The sequence below is a fragment of the Odoribacter laneus YIT 12061 genome (assembly GCF_000243215.1).
GTDB classification, from domain to species: Bacteria; Bacteroidota; Bacteroidia; order Bacteroidales; family Marinifilaceae; genus Culturomica; species Culturomica lanea.
Genome location: NZ_JH594596.1, coordinates 2185652 through 2202688, shown reverse-complemented (window position 1 = coordinate 2202688; position 17037 = coordinate 2185652). Strand labels below are relative to the sequence as shown.

Genomic DNA, 17037 nt, shown 5'->3' with positions numbered 1-17037 from the left:
TTCGTCCTGGAAAACATTTTCTATTTAATGTTTGCTTTTCTCCTTCTGGAGGAAAGTTTTTTATTATAAAGGGATGCAGATACAACCCGTATCTGTCGTTTTGTGAAGGGGTATCTGTCGTCTTTCACAATATTTTTCCCATTCCCGTATGCAAAAAAGAGAGTTAGAGGCGTCTAGATAAATAGCCTGTATCGGAAAATTCTTATTCCGTAAGAGTTGCTGAGGTGGGACATTCCCTGTAATAAGAAGAATTCCGGAAAGTGTATCCGGGGAGGACCGGGCATCAATAAGCCGGATTTGCATATGCGGAGAAGATAAGCTGTTTTGGAAATAAGTGAGGTTGTCTGTCAATAGTCCTTCGTTAACAGGAAAGGAGGAAAGACGGTTTTTCTCAATATAGGGAAGTATAACTTTCCATTCGGATGAGTCGAGGTCGTTTTTGAGAAAACTGTAGTTTCCATCGTAGTTGAGAAGGATACAACTTTTACCGTAACAATGGAAAAGCATTATTTCCCGCTTATTGTGGAGCTGTAAGTTATAGGAGCAGGCATAAATTAACCAAAGGCTGAGGGGCAGGCCGGCAAGATAAAATGTTTTTTTTTCTCTTTTTTTAATGAATCCTAAAAAGGAGAAGAGGGTAGAATAGGCCAAAAGGAGGTGGAGGAGAGTGGGATAGCAGTTTTCCCATTGCCAATTTATTGTTGTAAAATGTTGCAGACTGAGGAAAAGGAAGGTACAGAGACCGTCTGTTAAAAAGATAAGTTTTAAACCCAGGGTTAAAGGTAAAAGTAATAGAATGAGCGCGGTATATAATAGAAGTGTGGTTAGCGGAATAGCTATAATATTGATCAGAAAACTGGTGAGGCTGATGGTATGGAAATAATAGAGACAGAGGGGAAGGGTGGTTAGCTGGGCTGCAATAGATAACCAGATCAAAGCACAAAGACGGGAAAACAGTTTAGGAAGTTTCCGGGTAAAACGATTTAAAAGAGGGAAAAAAATTAAAATACCGGTATAGGCAGCATAAGACATTTGAAAACTGACGGAGTAAAGATTACCGGGTTGTATAATTAAAATAAGGAAGGCAGAAGCGGCTACTGAATTGAGAGGAGTATAGTTTTTATGAAAAGCTTTTCCGATAAGCATGAATGAGAGGAGAATGGCGGAACGCAATACTGAAGGCGAAAGTCCTGTAAGGCAGGCATAAGCTCCCAACAACGGTATAAGAAGCAAACGGCTGATCGGTTTATGGATTCCCAGTATCCTGAATATAAAAGTAAGTAGAACGTAAATAGCACCTGTATGCAGGCCGGAAACTGCTAATAAATGTATTGTTCCGGTAGAAGAAAAAAGGGATTTCGTGGTAGCATCCAGCTCATTTTTATAACCCAGGCAAAGAGCTTCCAGGAGAGCCCGGTTGTTAGGGTCGGGGATTAATCTGTTCATTTTTTGAAGCATTTTATGGCGAAGGCGTTGGAAGAAGGTGAGTAGGGTGTGGGAATGACCGCTTTTCTTGATCGGACTATACGGTATAAGTCTGAAATGGACATTTTTTTGTTTCAGATAATGGTGGTAATGGAAAGCACCTGCCGTGTTAAAAGTCCGGAGTGGATATATTTTGCAGCTAAAAGCGAGGGAATCACCTGGAATAAAGGTAGTGCTGTCGGAATAATGGAGATAGAAAAGTTGCCCGGAAGCTTTCAGAAGATAATTTCCTTTGCCTAGAACTTCTCCGCATTCACATTGCATATAGTGTTCGCCTCGGATATCCGGATGTAGGAAATCCTGATTTGCGCTTGTCCAGCCACCTAAAAAAATACAAATGTAAAGAAGGAGGCTCAGGAAATTTTTTGATGATTTAAAAAAGGAAATCAGAAATGTCGAAACTAATCCGGTAGAGAAAATAGAAAACGGTAAATAGAAATAAGTCCCGCATCCTATTCCTGCCATCAAAAGAAATAGGGGAAGAAGAAAGGGATAAGTATGAAAATAATTAACTACACCATCTTTTTATAATAATCCGTTATACAAGTTACAAAAAATAACTGAGAACCGGATGTAGATGGAGTAAATTTGAAGGGGGAAATGATTACGGCCCTTGGGGCTGGCTTTTTATTTCGGCAGTACTACCCGGTAAGCTGCTTTGAATTTTCCCAGGCTCAGATTATTCAGTTTGTTCTTTAAAATTCTTTTTTTCAGGGCTGAGAGATGGTCGGTAAAAAGTATTCCGTCCAAATGGTCGTATTCGTGCTGGATGATCCAAGCTTTTATGCCTTCGTATTCTTCTTCCTGCTGTTCGCCGTTTTCATCCCGATAGGCTATCCGTATTTTATTTTTACGTTTTACGTCTTCGTGTATACCCGGAATGCTCAGGCATCCTTCATTTCTGCTGATCTCGTCACCGCTGCGTTCGAGGATATGGGCATTGATAAAAGCTTTACGAAATCCTTTACAACTGGGGTCCATCTCTTCAAAAGCATTCCCATCTACTACAAATATCCGGATATTTTTGCCAACTTGGGGAGCGGCAAGTCCTACTCCGTCGGCCTCATCCATCGTCTGAAACATATCTTCTAAAAATTTAGTCAGCCCCGGATAATCCGTTGGAATATCTTCGGATACTTTTCTTAAAACCGGATGTCCATATATATAAATCGGTAAATACATAACTTATTTATTTTTTAGTTTGTGTTCTGTTTTGGCTTTGGAGACCTTTTTAATCGTTAACTTCTAATCCTCTTTGTTTCCTCTCTTCCTGGCTTCCATATAAGAAGTCAGTATAATTGTGGCGCTCATTTTATCAATTAAAGCTTTATCCTGGCGCACTTTTTTCTTTGCTCCTCCTTCGATTAAAGCTTTATGCGCCAATACAGAAGTGAAACGTTCATCGTACATTTCTATGGGTATATCCGGAAATTTTCGCCTGAGCGCTTTGAGAAAAGGAGTGATATACATCATACTTTCCGAATCGGTATTGTCCATTTGTTTGGGATGCCCTACGACAAAAAGATCAATTTTTTCTTTTGCCGTATAATCCTGAAGAAACTTTAAAACCTCGTGAGAGAGCACAGTCTGCAAACCTGTGGCAATAATGCGTGCAGGATCTGTAACAGCGATACCTACCCGTTTTTTTCCGTAATCAATGGCTAAAATTCTTCCCACTTTTATTCGTCTACAATAATGTATATGTCCTCGTTGCTGTTTTTCATCAGGTATTGTTCACGAGCGAACTTTTCCAGATTATCCCGGTTACTGAGTAGTTCCTGTATCTTTCGGTTGTCGTCTTCTATCGTTTTCTGGTAGTATTCTTTTTGCTCGGTAAGCGTGTTGATTTTATGCCGCAACTGCATTTTTTCGACAAAACTGTTTTTGTCGAAAAAGGCAATCCATACTAAAAAAAGTATACCTACAAATAAGTATTTATTTGTAAATTTCCGGAATACCTGTCTCAATTGATATTTTTGATCCTTCAGCATGCTGCAAATTTATAAAAAAGTAATCAGAGATACAATAAGTCTGTTTTTTACTTTCTGATTTGAATTTTTTTATCTTCCGGATTTCTCAAACGTTTTCATAAAAAGGGATTTTTACGCTGCATATTTATAAATAATGACGGAATAATTATACTTAGTGTTGATTTTCAGTTGTTTAATTTTGTAAAAAACTTAATTTTTGTCTTTTTTCACACCTTTGGATTCTTTAAATTTGTAAACATCGAAATGGAAAAACAGAACCTAATAGACAGTAGAAATGGATAAAAAATTAGCAGTGGTTGCCTTGGGAGGAAATGCGATTCTCCGGGGAGATCAAAAGGGGACAATGGCCGAGCAAAATCAGAATATACGGGAGACGTTGGAGAATTTGATTTATTTAATCCGGGACAGCTATAATTTGATTATAACTCATGGAAATGGCCCGCAAGTCGGGAATATTTTGTTAAGTGATGATGCCGGGGTAAAAATGTATGGATTGCCTCCGATGTCTTTGGACATGTGTGTTGCTTATTCTCAGGGGCAGATCGGATATATGATTGAACGGAATCTGCGGAATATTTTAAAGGAGCACGATTTAAGCCGTCATGTTGTATCGATGATATCGCAGGTGGTAGTGGATCAGCACGATCCTGCTTTACAAAATCCGACGAAACGGGTGGGGAAAATTTATACGAAAGAAGAAGCCGACAGATTACAGGCGGAACACGGCTGGGTGTTTAAAGAAGAGATTAAAGTGGATGGAGGATGGCGTCGTGTAGTCCCTTCACCGGCTCCTATTGATTTTAAAAATGCTTCTCTGGTAGAACGTATGGCCCGTGCGGGGAGTATCGTCATTACCGGCGGCGGGGGTGGAATTCCCGTTTACATTGATCAGGAAGGATTGTTGCAGCCGATAGAAGGGGTGATCGATAAGGATTTGGCTTCAGCTATGATAGGGGTGCGTGTGAAAGCCGATGAATTGTATATTTTGACGGATGTTCCTTATATATATAAGGATTACCGGAAGCCGACTCAGGAAATACTGGAATTTTTGGATTATGCTGATACCGTAAAGTATTTGGAAGCAGGGATGTTCGGGGAAGGAAGTATGGCTCCAAAAATTCGGGCTTGTCTTCATTTTATAAAAAATGGCGGACAAAAATCTGTTATTACGGAAGCGACAAAACTGGAAGACAGGCGGTATGGTTCTAAGATTACAATGGAGTACGATTAGAGAAAAGTAAAATCTGAAAATTCGAAGTTTCATTTCAAATCTCCGAATTTTAATTATACATTTGTCCGTTCCTCGAAATAAATAGAGAAAGAGAAATCAAGAGGGAGAGTCGGGATTTATAAACTTGGAGTGGAGAAGCAGACTTGTAGAAGTAGATGTTACAGAAAGGAAAAGGGGATACTAACTTTTAAAATAATAATATATGGCTTTTAATTTAAGAAACAGAAATTTTTTGAAGTTGCTTGACTTCACTCCGGAGGAAATCAAATACCTGCTTACATTGGCCGCTGATTTGAAAAAAGCCAAATATACCGGAACAGAGCAACCTCGGTTGAAGGGAAAAAATATAGCTTTGATTTTTGAAAAAGATTCTACTCGTACCCGTTGTTCGTTTGAAGTGGCAGCGCATGATCAGGGAGCTCATGTGACCTATCTGGGGCCTTCCGGATCTCAGATCGGTAAGAAAGAATCTATGAAAGATACTGCCCGGGTGCTGGGAAGGATGTTTGACGGCATAGAATACAGAGGTTTTACCCAGGCTACTGTGGAAGAATTGGCCGAATATGCTGGTGTACCCGTATGGAACGGTTTGACCAACGAATTTCATCCCACTCAGATTTTGGCTGATTTTTTGACCATGATGGAACATGTGGATAAGCCATTGAACCAGGTGACTTATGCTTATCTGGGAGACGCCCGCTATAATATGGGCAATTCTTTAATGGTCGGAGGCGCTAAAATGGGGATGGATGTTCGTATTATTGCCCCGTCACAATTACAGCCTAACCCGGAATTGATTGCTAGCTGTAAAGAAATTGCTGCGGAAACAGGCGCTCGGGTGACGGTTACAGATAACGTGGCAGAAGGTGTTAAGGGATGTGATTTCTTATATACCGATGTATGGGTGTCTATGGGAGAACCTCAGGAGGTATGGAAAGAAAGAATCGACCTGTTGTTGCCTTATCAGGTGAATAAAAAAGTAATGGAAGAAACAGGGAATCCGAATTGTAAGTTTATGCATTGTTTGCCTGCTTTCCATAATTTGGAGACCTCTATCGGCCGGGATGTATATAAACAATTCGGTTTGGAAGCGCTGGAAGTGACAGAAGAAGTGTTTGAATCTCCTCATTCCATTGTATTCGATGAAGCTGAAAACCGGATGCATACCATAAAAGCCATTATGGTGGCTACGCTGGGATGTTAATTTGTCCGTAAAGCCTGTGAAGGGCAGATCGAATTTATAAAAAGAAAGGCTGATTGAGTTTCCTCAAGTCAGCCTTTCTCATTTTTGTGAAACCTGTCAATTTCCCTCTTTGAAACTTGCCATGCAACTTTCTACATCTTTTCCAATCTCCAGTATCATTTGCAGATGTAATAGTTCAAAAACGCTCGCCACCTCCCGGGAAAGATTACAGATCTTAATTCCAGAGTCATTGCTTTTGGCTGTTTTCACTAATGAAATAATACATCCAATACCGCTACTATCAATAAAATCGATGTTTTCCAAATTGAAAATTAATTTTGTTCCCGGATTACTTAATACTGGCTTTAATTCATTTTTCACTTCTTCTGTCACAGCTAATGTAAATCGGGATAGACTTGCGAAAGTCGCAATTTTAATTCCGTTTCTCTCATCCAGTTTAATGATCATTTCTTTCTCTTTAATGGGTTATCGTTTAGTCTTTTATTATGTCGAATATAAGTGTGTTTTATTTATAATTGTATTGTTTGGTACATAATTCATTTAAAATTTAAAGGTAAAATAAAAAAGTGAAAAATTCAAAGGAAGTATGGAAATTATTTCAGATTGAAAAATTAAAAAATCTTTGAAAGCAAATGTAAAAATGAATAAATCTTGTATCTTTGTAAAGTTGCCGGGAAAGAGAAATGAGGTTGATATTTTGTTGCCGGGAAAACCTGCGGTCCTTTCGAGAGAGCCAAGGGTTATTTGTTTATGTGTAGGCGTATACGTTTTTAAACGTTCGGGTATGAAAGTGACTAACAATACGTCTTTTGATAACTTACTGATACGCAGTCTCTCAGTTTAGAAGAAAGAGGCAGCAGAAGGTTTAATTTTTTGATCAGAAAGAATAATTATAAAGGATACCGGACAGAATATATTTTAAGCATAAAAAATATGCTAATGAGTGCAAAAAATAAGAAACCAATGGTTTATTAAATTTTAAAAAATATAAAAAATGAAGACAACTCCATTTACACATTTTCATGAAGCTCTTGGAGCGAGAATGGCGCCCTTTGCCGGATATAACATGCCTATTGAATACACGGGTATTAAAGACGAACATTTGACCGTTCGGGAGAAAGTAGGGGTTTTTGATGTCTCCCATATGGGAGAATTCTGGGTGAAGGGACCGAAAGCCTTCGATTTGGTACAGAAGGTAACTTCTAATGATGTAGCAGCTTTGACTGACGGAAAGATTCAATACAGTTGTTTACCGAATGAGACAGGGGGAATCGTAGACGATTTGTTGGTATATCGTTTTAGTGCTGAAAAATATTTGCTGGTCGTAAATGCCGCTAATATTGAAAAGGACTGGAATCATATTTTGAAATATGCAGAGGAAATGGGAATGAAACCGGGGGTGGATTTAGAGAATACTTCCGATGATATTTGCCAGTTGGCTGTTCAGGGACCTTTGGCGCTGAAAGCTATGCAGAAATTGACAACTGAAAATGTTGTCGATATGGAATATTATACTTTTAAGGAAATTCCTTTTGCAGGAATAGATAAAGTTATCTTTTCTACTACGGGCTATACCGGAGCAGGTGGTTGTGAGATATACGCTTACAATAAAGATGCAGATAAACTCTGGAAGGCTGTGTTTGAAGCAGGTGAGGAATTCGGGATTAAACCGATTGGTTTAGGTGCCCGGGATACCCTGCGTTTGGAAGCTGGATTTTGTCTGTACGGACATGAAATAGACGATACCCACTCTCCGATTGAAGCCGGATTAGGTTGGATTACTAAATTCGTGCCGGGAAATGATTTCGTCAACCGGGCTTTCCATGAAAGATTAAAAGAAGAAAAACCCAGTAGGTATCTCAAGGGTTTCCAGATTTTGGATAAAGGTATTGCCCGTCAGGGATATCCGATTGAAGATGCTGAAGGAAATCAGATCGGACTTGTTTGTTCCGGTACCGTTTCTCCTTTGACCGGTAAATCAATCGGTACGGGATACGTAAAGAGCGGTTTCCATAAATTGGATACTGAAATTTATATCCGGGTGAGAAATAAAGCATTGAAAGCAAAAATTGTGAAAATGCCGTTTTTTTAAGCCTATCGGATATTAAACGAGTGTAATTAAAATTTTAAAGAAAAAGCGAATAATTATCTATAAAAATAATGTTTTTAAAGATAAAGATTGCATATTTGTAACGTTTTCGCTGAAAAGTTTATTCATGGTTTTACTTAAATATTAATTGATATGAGAAAACATATTTTTAATGCCGGGCCGTGTAAGTTGCCCGATTCTACGTTGAAAAATACGGCTGCAGCTGTATTAGAATTCGGTAATACCGGTCAGTCAATTATGGAAGTATCTCACCGTTCTGCTGATTTTCAGGCAGTGTATGATGAGGCGGTTGCTTTATTCAAAGAAGTATTGAATATCCCGGAAGGATATCACGTACTTTTCTTAGGAGGTGGTGCCAGTATGCAGTTCTGCATGATTCCGTTTAACTTCCTGAAGACAAAAGCTGCTTATGTAAATACCGGTACTTGGTCTACAGCTGCTATTAAAGAAGCTAAACTGTGGGGAGAAGTGCAGGTCGTTGCCTCTTCTGAAGCCGACGGATTTACTTATTATCCGGAATTCACTATTCCTTCGGATGTAGATTATATGCATATCACTTCTAATAATACTATCCGCGGTACTGAAATTTTCAAAGACCCCGATTCTCCGGTGCCCTTATTGGCAGATATGTCGTCTGACATCTGCAGCCGTCCGGTAGATGTTTCTAAATATGCTATGATTTATGGTGGTTGCCAAAAGAACCTCGGACCTGCCGGTGTTACTTTTGTCATCATTAAAGACGAATTCTTGAAACATGTCGTAGCTGACAGACCTATTCCGACGATGCTGAAATATCAGACTCATGTGGATAAGGATTCTATGTATAATACTCCTCCTTGTATAAATATTTTCGGAGTAAAAGAGACTTTGAAATGGGTAAAAGAAATGGGTGGCGTGAAAGTGATGGAAGAACTTGCTATCGAAAGAGCTAATGCAATCTACAATGAATTGGAAAATAGCAAAATGTTCCGTCCGGTAGTGAAAGAAGGTTCTCGTTCCCGTATGAATATTCCATTCCTGTTGAGAGAAGGATACGAATCTTTGGAAAAAGAATTTCTGGATTTCTGCAAACAAAAAAATATCGTGGGCGTGAAAGGACACCGTTCAGTAGGTGGCTTCCGTGCTTCTACTTACAATGCTTGTACAATGGATGATGTGAACGCTTTGATTTCTGCAATGAGAGAATTCGAAGCTGCTCATAAATAAGAAAGGTAATTTACGATTTTTGATTTACGGTTCTTCGCGGATCGTAAATCATTAATCGTATTTTTTTGCTGTTTTTCATTCAAAATGTATAATTAGAAATAAAAACGTCCGGAATGCCAGCATAAAGGCGGGGACGTAAACTTTTAAAATAATAAAGGTATGGCAACAAAAGTATTAATTGCAACAGATAAACCTTTTGCTCCGGTAGCTGTGAACGGTATCCGGGAAATTGTTGAAGCACAAGGATATGAACTCGTGTTATTGGAAAAATATACTTCTCCGGCAGAATTGATCGCTGCTGTGGCTGATGTAGATGCGATGATCATTCGTTCAGATAAGGCTACAAAAGAAGTAATTGATGCCGCTAAAAAATTGAAAGTAATTGTTCGGGCCGGTGCCGGTTACGACAATATTGATTTGCAGGCTTGTACAGATAAGGGAGTAGTAGCTATGAACACCCCGGGCCAAAATTCTAATGCTGTCGCTGAATTGGCCTTCGGTATGATGGTTTATATGGCCCGTAATTTCTATAACGGAAAATCAGGACATGAACTGAAAGGAAAGAAAATCGGTGTACATGCTTACGGAAATGTAGGGCAGAATGTAGGTCGTGTTGCTCGCGGTTTCGGTATGGAAGTATATGCTTTCGATCCTTTTATGACTGACGAACAAATCAAAGCTGCCGGTGCTACTCCGTTGCATTCAGCAGAAGAAATGTATGAAATGTGTGATTATGTTTCTTTGCATATTCCGGCTACTGAAAAAACCAAGAAGTCTATCAATTACGAATTATTGAATCGTATGCCGAAGGGAGCCGTACTGGTTAATACAGCCCGCAAGGAAGTGATAGACGAAGAAGGTATCTTGAAATTGATGGCTGATCGTCCGGATTTCAAGTATATTTCCGATATCGCCCCGGATAATGCTGCCGAATTTGCACAGTTTGAAGGACGCTACTTCTTTACTCCTAAAAAAATGGGAGCTCAAACAGAAGAAGCAAACGTAAATGCCGGTCTTGCTGCAGCCCGTCAGATTGTGGCTTTCCTGGAACATGGAGATGCAAAATTCAAAGTAAATAAATAATACGAACCGGTTATGAAATACAATTGGAAGTTTAGAAAAAAATGTTGGATGGGGCTCTACGCTGCAGGACTTTTGATCTTCTCCATGAGCAGTTTGTTGCGCCATGAATTATCGGACTTTCAGTTGGGATTTTGTGAAGGAATATCTATGGTGCTTATGCTGACGGGAGTAGTCATAATTGGCTTTTGTCTGGTGAAAAGAGAGAATCCCTTTCGGTTGTAGCACGACATTTAATAGTCCGTAGGAAGTTTTTCTTATGGACTATTTTAATTAATCATATTAAACACCTGAATATTATGGCTATAGTAAAACCATTTAAAGGCTTACGTACACCTAACCAGGAAGTTTGCGAAGAATTGGCATGTCTTCCTTACGATGTGATGAATTCGGAAGAAGCAGCTCAGATGGCTGAAGGAAAACCGAAATCATTGTTGCATGTAACCCGTGCGGAGATCGATTGTCCGGCAGGCACAGATATACATTCTGAAACGGTATATCATAAAAGTGTGGACAATTTTAAGATGTTCCAGGAAAAAGGTTGGCTGGTACAGGATGAAGAACCGAAGTTCTATATTTATGCCCAGACGATGGACGGCAAAACACAATATGGGATTGTCGGTTGTGCAGCTTGCGAAGATTATATGAACGGAATTATTAAGAAGCATGAATTGACACGGCCGGATAAGGAAGAGGACCGTATGGTGCTGACCCGTTATGTAAATGCAAATCTTGAACCGGTGTTCTTTTCTTACCGGGCAGTTCCGGAAATAGACGCTATTGTGGAAGATATCGTAAAGAATCAGAAACCCGATTACGATTTCGTGGCAGAAGATGGTTTCGGACATCATTTCTGGGCCATTAATTGTCCGGAAACGAATAAACGTCTGGAAGAGCTGTTTGCTACGAAGGTGCCTTATACCTATGTAGCGGACGGACACCACCGTACGGCTGCTGCTGCCCGTATCGGAGCTGAATATAAAGCTAAAAATCCGAATCATACCGGTAAGGAAGAGTACAATTTCTTTATGGCTGTGCATTTCCCCGATAATCAATTGAAAATTATCGATTATAACCGGGTAGTAAAGGATCTGAACGGCTTGACAGAAGAACAGCTGTTGGAAAAGTTGGGAAAGAATTTTGAAGTGGAATGCAAAGGTGCTGAGATTTATCATCCGGCTAAGTTGCATGAATTCAGTATGTATCTGGGAGGTAAATGGTATAAGCTGACGGCAAAACCGGGAAGCTATGACGATAAGGATCCCATTGGCGTATTGGATGTGACAGTACTTTCAAAACACGTTTTGGCTGATATTCTGGATATTCAGGATTTGAGGACTTCAAAACGGATTGATTTTGTCGGAGGTATCCGCGGATTGGAAGAATTGAAGAGAAGAGTAGATAACGGAGAAATGAAAGTGGCATTTGCCCTTTATCCGGTATCTATGCAGCAGTTATTGAATATTGCAGATTCGGGAAATATTATGCCGCCTAAAACGACATGGTTCGAACCGAAATTGCGCTCAGGACTTGTTATTCACAAGATTGACTAATGGAAAAGCCGCTTTAAGCGGCTTTTTTTATCTTCGTTAGAAATTTTAATTGAAGGCTAAATGAAAAAAATCGGATTTATCAGTTCTTTCCTCTTTACTCGCTTTTCCCGATTGTTCGGTATTTTGTGTTTGCTGGGCGCTTACAGTTTGAGTGGAATAGAGGTAAAAGCTCAAGTGACTCAGGCGGATTATCGTCGAATTGATACCTTGGGAAATTGGAATTTGCAGGTATATCATGCCGTAACAAAACCGGTATGGATTGGGGAAACACATTATTTCTGGTATCAGGATCACAGTCCGGAAGGGGATATATTTTGGTTGGTCAATGCAGAGAATGGAGAAAGAACAAAGGCGTTTCAGGCAGAAAAACTGGCTTCAGCTATGAGCCGTATGACAGGCCGGAAAGTAGAAGCCCGAAAACTACCTTTCCGGAGTATAAATTACGATACCGACCGGAAAGGATTTGAGTTTGTATGGGAAGGACGGAAGTGGTATTATTCCGTAAAGCATAATAAATTGGTGCAAAGGGATACGGTGCTTCCGGAACGAAAGGTTTGGGAACGGCCGGAGCCGAAAGCTGAAAGAAGGGTGTCGTCTCCCGATGGTCGTTGGGAAGCTTATAATAAGGATAATAATATTTACGTTAGAGACGTTGCAGAAGACAAAGAGTATGTGTTGAGCCGGGACGGAATAAAAGATTTTTATTATAGCGGAGAGATGGCTTGGTCACCGGATTCTAAAAAGTTGGCTGTTATAAAAGTACGGGATATACCGGAAAGACGTATTCCTCTGATTGAATCCAGTCCAGTAAGCCAAAAACAACCTATTTTGCAGTGGAGAGATTATGCGAAACCGGGAGATGTGTTGCCCGTTTATTTACCGGCTTTGTTCAATATAGAGCAAAAGCAGCAAATACCTTTGGATACTCGCTTTTTTGAAAATCAGTTTTATTTGCAATTGACCGGATGGAGAGAAGATAGCCGGGCTTTTACGTTTGAGTTTAATCAAAGGGGACATCAACGGTATATCGTGGCAGAAGTAGAGGCAGAAACCGGAGGGATACGTTCTTTAATAGATGAACAATCCCCGACTTTTGTCTATTATAACCGGAATTTCCGGTATGATTTGGAGGACGGTAAAGAAATACTTTGGATATCCGAAAGAGATGGCTGGAGGCATTTGTATTTGATAGATGGAAAGAACGGTCAGGTAAAGCAACAGATTACAAAGGGAGAATGGGTCGTACGGGAAGTAGAGAAAGTAGACGAAGAAAACAGGGAAATATGGTTTACGGCTTCCGGATTGAAAGAAGGAGAAGATCCCTATCAGGTACATTATTGCCGGATTGGTATGGACGGTACGGGTTTTGTCGATTTGACACCGGAATCTGCCAATCATCGTGTTGTATTTTCAGAGGACCGCCAGTATATGGTAGACCGTTATTCCCGTCCGGACTTTCCGGGAGGAACGGTGATCCGTAAAGGAAGTGACGGCAGTGTGGTAGCTGAATTGCCGGAAGTGGATATAAAGGAACTGTTGCAGACCGGTTGGCAAATGCCGGAAGTGTTTCATGCCAAAGGCAGGGATGGGGAAACAGCTATTTGGGGGACTATTTTACGTCCTTCTCATTTCGACGCTTCCCGTTCTTATCCGGTGGTGGAAATGATTTATGCCGGTCCTCATGATTCACATGTAGAAAAGGATTTCAGAGCTTATTATCATTTGAGTTCCCGTTTGTGCGAATTGGGATTTGTGGTGGTGATGATCGATGGGATGGGGACGGCAAACCGTTCGAAGGCTTTCCACGATGTGTGCTGGAAGAATTTGAAAGATGCCGGTTTCCCGGATCGGATTGCCTGGATAAAAGCCGCAGCTGAACAATATCCTTATATGGATACCACCCGGGTAGGTATTTACGGTTGGTCGGCCGGAGGTCAGAATGCTATGGCCGCCTTGTTGTTCCATAACGATTTTTATAAAGCCGCTGTAGCTCTTTGCGGCTGCCACGATAACCGAATGGACAAAATCTGGTGGAACGAACAATGGATGGGCTATCCGATAGACGAGTCGTACAGTACTTCTTCGAATGTGGATAATGCCTGGCGTTTAAAAGGAAAATTGTTCCTGATCAACGGAGAATTGGATGACAATGTCGATCCGGCCTCTACTCTACAGGTCGTGAATGCTTTGGTGAATGCCGGGAAAGATTTCGAACAACTTTACTTGCCCAATCATACCCATAGTTTGGGAGGGAAGTTTGTCATGCATCGGCTGCACGACTTTTTTGTAAAACAGCTCTTAAATCAAGAGCCGCCGGAATGGGAGTAAAAGAAAGGTATAAAAATAGATTAATGCCTTTTGCCAGAAACGGATTGAGGCTTCGCTGATGGAAGAGAATATCGTTTCCGATTAATTTTTTCATCAGTACCGCGGGCCCGTTAATCAGCAAAAGCTCAGGAGCATTAATCTATTTTTTCTTTATCCGTTTTAGTATTTCAGCCATTTATATAGTTCTTTCCAAGTAACTTTCTTGCCGTACATCAGAATACCCGTGCGGTAAATTTTACCCGAAAGCCAGGTGAAAAAGATAAAAGCCCCGATCAATAAAGCCATTGAAGTTATAATCTGCCAGGCGGGTACCCCGAAAGGAATTCTGACTAACATCACCGTTGGAGAGGTAAAGGGGATCAGAGAACTCCAGAATACTAAGGGCGATTCCGGACTTTTCATAGCGGTAAAACCAATATACACTCCGATGGCTAAAATGATAGACAGGGGCGTCATAAATTGTTGAGAATCGGTTTCATTGTCTACAGCAGCCCCGATAGCGGCAAAAAGAGAGGCATATAATAAATACCCTCCGATAAAATAGAAAAGGAAAGCTCCCAGGAAAGTCAGGATAAATTTAGGTTCTATGGTTTTTACAATACTTTGTATAACCGCTAATTCTTCCGCCCCCAATTCTTGGGTTTGTGCCATGGCGGCTAAATTTGTGCTGTTACGCAGGGCTTCCAGATCGATATCGGGCAGGAATGCAGCCTGAAGAGCCATAACGGAACCTCCGATCAGAACAATCCAGATTAGAAATTGAACCAGTCCGACTGAAGCAACCCCAATAATCTTGCCGAGTAGAAACTGGAAAGGTTTGACGGAAGAAACCAATACTTCTATAATCCGGTTGGTCTTTTCTTCGATGACCCCTTTCATTACTTGAGCCGCATAGATAAAAATGAAAAAATAGATGATGAATCCTGCAGCCACACCGATGATAGAGGCGATTTCGGAAGAGCTTTCTTTGGCTTGTCCGGTTTCCGTAATCATTAAAGTACGGACGATTACGGGCGTTCGGGTTGCATCTAATTTTTCTTCCAGATCAGGGATTTGCGAGGCTGCAATGACAGCGCTCTTTTTGATGTTTTCAATTTTTTTCCGAAGTTGGGAAGAAATCGTATTTTTTAGTTCCATCGTGACCTGGGAAAAAGAATAGATGGGAATTTCCGCACTGTCCATTACATTGGCCGGAATCCACATCACGGCATAATAATCTTTATTCTTTAGAAAATCAGCAGCATTTTCTTCTGTAATAGGTTGGGTGGTATATTCAAATTTGGTGTTGTTGATGGTTTCCAGGGGTCTTTCCAGCGTAGAGGCGTTTACCACAGCAATTTTCCGTTCCTGCGTATCGTCTTTTAGCATAAGCCACATCAGAAAGGCATAAAAAAGTATAAAGAGAATGGGGACGAATATCGTGACCACCAGAAAGGATTTTTTTCGCACTCGGGTCGAAAATTCCCGGCTGATAATGATAAAGGTTTTGTTCATGGTGTAATGTTTTATTAGAGAAATGCTTCTTGACTGCTTGGGAAACGGAACTATTGATTTTTAACCAGTTTGATAAATATATCGTTCATTCCGGGAATAACCTTCTGATAGGATAAGATATCGATATGGGGTAAAAACCGGCTTAAAAGAGTATTGGTATTACAAGGTTTTATCCGTTGTAAAATAATATCCTGACGATTTCCTTCCGTTTTCTGGGAGAGAATTTCAAATTCTTCTCCGGTGAATTGTTCCGGCTTGAAATCCGGCGCATACCGGAAGCTTAGCTGATAGGTGTCGTTGGCATATTTTTCCCGGATCTCATTGATCGGTCCCTCAATGATCTTTCTGGATTTGTTGATCAAAGCGATATGACTGCATATTTCTTCTACAGAAGCCATATTGTGGGTGGAGAAAATGATGGTGGTGCCTTTTTGTCTGAGATCCAGAATTTCTTTTTTTAATAATTCTACGTTGATCGGATCAAATCCACTGAACGGCTCGTCGAAAATCAACATTTCCGGTTCGTGCAGAACGGTCGTGATAAACTGAACTTTTTGGGCCATACCTTTTGACAATTCTTCTACCTTTTTGTCCCACCAGGCTTCGATCTCGAATTTTTCAAACCAGGTTTTCAGTCGCTTTATTGCATCGTTTTTATTAATCCCTTTCAAACGGGCCAGGTAAACGGCCTGTTCTCCTACTTTCATTTTTTTATACAATCCTCTTTCCTCTGGCAGATAACCGATCCGATTCATGTCGGAAGGAATTAAAGGTACTCCTTTAAAAAAAAGTTTCCCGGAATCAGGCCCTGTGATTTGAGTAATAATCCGGATTAAAGATGTTTTCCCGGCTCCGTTCGGACCGAGTAAACCATAAATGGCTCCTTCCGGAATATCGATGGAAACATCATCCAAAGCCCGATGGTTGGCGTAATTTTTGATAATATTTTGAGCGGCAAAAAAACTCATATTGGCGTCGTTTAGGTTTATAAAAGCCGGAAAGACCGTCTGAAGACGGTCTTTCCGTAGTAATTTATTCTTCTAACTCTATCATTAAAGTGTCTTTGGCAATCTGATCACCGGCTTTAACGTAGATTTTTTTTATTTTAGCTGAAAATGGTGCTGTAATTTTATTGTTCATTTTCATAGCTTGAAGCGTCAACAGCACATCGTCTGCCTCTACTTCTTGTCCCTCTTTTACGTTGATGTTTAAAATGGTACCCGGAATATGAGATTCAATCAGGTTTAGATTCGGCTCTTCCCATTTTTTCCGGTTGATCCATTTGGAAGTAAAAGTCGTTTTGTACTCTACCCCATCAATCTGTAATTTTTCGTATTTTGTATTACTCATAAGTT

General features: G+C 40.3%; 16 protein-coding genes. 8 read left to right on the top strand and 8 right to left on the bottom strand.

The genetic code is table 11. The annotated features are described in order from the left end of the window. Positions 1-63: 63 nt before the first annotated feature. From HMPREF9449_RS09215 to HMPREF9449_RS09195, 4 genes are all read right to left on the bottom strand, one after another. Positions 64-1446, bottom strand: a complete 1383-nt coding sequence (locus HMPREF9449_RS09215; protein ID WP_040611316.1) for a ComEC/Rec2 family competence protein — start codon at positions 1444-1446, stop codon at positions 64-66. 666 nt (positions 1447-2112) lie between these two features. Then, complete coding sequence (def, locus tag HMPREF9449_RS09205) at positions 2113-2667, bottom strand: peptide deformylase (RefSeq protein ID WP_009136984.1); 555 nt, start codon at positions 2665-2667, stop codon at positions 2113-2115. A gap of 63 nt (positions 2668-2730) precedes the next feature. After that, positions 2731-3162 (bottom strand): Holliday junction resolvase RuvX, encoded by a 432-nt coding sequence (ruvX, locus tag HMPREF9449_RS09200; RefSeq protein WP_009136983.1) that lies wholly within the window; start codon positions 3160-3162, stop codon positions 2731-2733. Positions 3163-3164: 2 nt separating this feature from the next. Continuing rightward, positions 3165-3476 carry an FtsB family cell division protein gene (locus HMPREF9449_RS09195; RefSeq protein WP_009136982.1) on the bottom strand — a complete coding sequence of 104 codons (312 nt, stop codon included), beginning with the start codon at positions 3474-3476 and terminating at the stop codon, positions 3165-3167. 274 nt (positions 3477-3750) lie between these two features. Here HMPREF9449_RS09195 and HMPREF9449_RS09190 point away from each other — a divergent pair, with 274 nt between their 5' ends. Together HMPREF9449_RS09190 and HMPREF9449_RS09185 are read left to right on the top strand one after the other, a co-directional pair. Next, positions 3751-4707, top strand: coding sequence for a carbamate kinase (locus HMPREF9449_RS09190; RefSeq protein WP_009136981.1), 957 nt, complete (start codon positions 3751-3753; stop codon positions 4705-4707). A 202-nt stretch (positions 4708-4909) separates the two neighbouring features. Beyond that, positions 4910-5911, top strand: coding sequence for an ornithine carbamoyltransferase (locus HMPREF9449_RS09185; RefSeq protein WP_009136980.1), 1002 nt, complete (start codon positions 4910-4912; stop codon positions 5909-5911). 96 nt (positions 5912-6007) lie between these two features. Here the strand turns inward: HMPREF9449_RS09185 and HMPREF9449_RS09180 are convergent, their stop codons facing one another. After that, a complete protein-coding gene (locus tag HMPREF9449_RS09180) occupies positions 6008-6358 on the bottom strand; it encodes an STAS domain-containing protein (RefSeq protein WP_009136979.1) in 351 nt (116 codons plus the stop codon). Between the two features lie 547 nt (positions 6359-6905). Here HMPREF9449_RS09180 and gcvT point away from each other — a divergent pair. The 6 genes from gcvT (at position 6906) to HMPREF9449_RS09150 (ending at position 14188) form a co-directional block, all read left to right on the top strand. Then, a complete protein-coding gene (gene gcvT, locus HMPREF9449_RS09175; protein WP_009136978.1) occupies positions 6906-8003 on the top strand; it encodes a glycine cleavage system aminomethyltransferase GcvT in 1098 nt (365 codons plus the stop codon). Between the two features lie 150 nt (positions 8004-8153). After that, complete coding sequence (gene serC / locus HMPREF9449_RS09170) at positions 8154-9227, top strand: 3-phosphoserine/phosphohydroxythreonine transaminase (protein WP_009136977.1); 1074 nt, start codon at positions 8154-8156, stop codon at positions 9225-9227. 159 nt (positions 9228-9386) lie between these two features. After that, complete coding sequence (locus HMPREF9449_RS09165; protein ID WP_009136976.1) at positions 9387-10310, top strand: 3-phosphoglycerate dehydrogenase; 924 nt, start codon at positions 9387-9389, stop codon at positions 10308-10310. Between the two features lie 12 nt (positions 10311-10322). Next, a complete protein-coding gene (locus HMPREF9449_RS09160; RefSeq protein ID WP_009136975.1) occupies positions 10323-10532 on the top strand; it encodes a hypothetical protein in 210 nt (69 codons plus the stop codon). 74 nt (positions 10533-10606) lie between these two features. Then, complete coding sequence (locus tag HMPREF9449_RS09155; protein WP_009136974.1) at positions 10607-11860, top strand: DUF1015 domain-containing protein; 1254 nt, start codon at positions 10607-10609, stop codon at positions 11858-11860. A 60-nt stretch (positions 11861-11920) separates the two neighbouring features. Beyond that, positions 11921-14188, top strand: a complete 2268-nt coding sequence (locus HMPREF9449_RS09150; protein WP_009136973.1) for a S9 family peptidase — start codon at positions 11921-11923, stop codon at positions 14186-14188. Positions 14189-14347: 159 nt separating this feature from the next. Here the strand turns inward: HMPREF9449_RS09150 and HMPREF9449_RS09145 are convergent, their stop codons facing one another. The 3 genes from HMPREF9449_RS09145 to HMPREF9449_RS09135 form a co-directional block, all read right to left on the bottom strand. After that, positions 14348-15682, bottom strand: coding sequence for an ABC transporter permease (locus HMPREF9449_RS09145; protein ID WP_009136972.1), 1335 nt, complete (start codon positions 15680-15682; stop codon positions 14348-14350). A 50-nt stretch (positions 15683-15732) separates the two neighbouring features. Beyond that, on the bottom strand, positions 15733-16650 hold the full coding sequence (locus HMPREF9449_RS09140; RefSeq protein WP_009136971.1) for an ABC transporter ATP-binding protein: 918 nt from the start codon (positions 16648-16650) through the stop codon (positions 15733-15735). Positions 16651-16714: 64 nt separating this feature from the next. After that, positions 16715-17032 carry an acetyl-CoA carboxylase biotin carboxyl carrier protein subunit gene (locus tag HMPREF9449_RS09135; protein WP_009136970.1) on the bottom strand — a complete coding sequence of 106 codons (318 nt, stop codon included), beginning with the start codon at positions 17030-17032 and terminating at the stop codon, positions 16715-16717. Between the last annotated feature and the right edge of the window lie 5 nt (positions 17033-17037).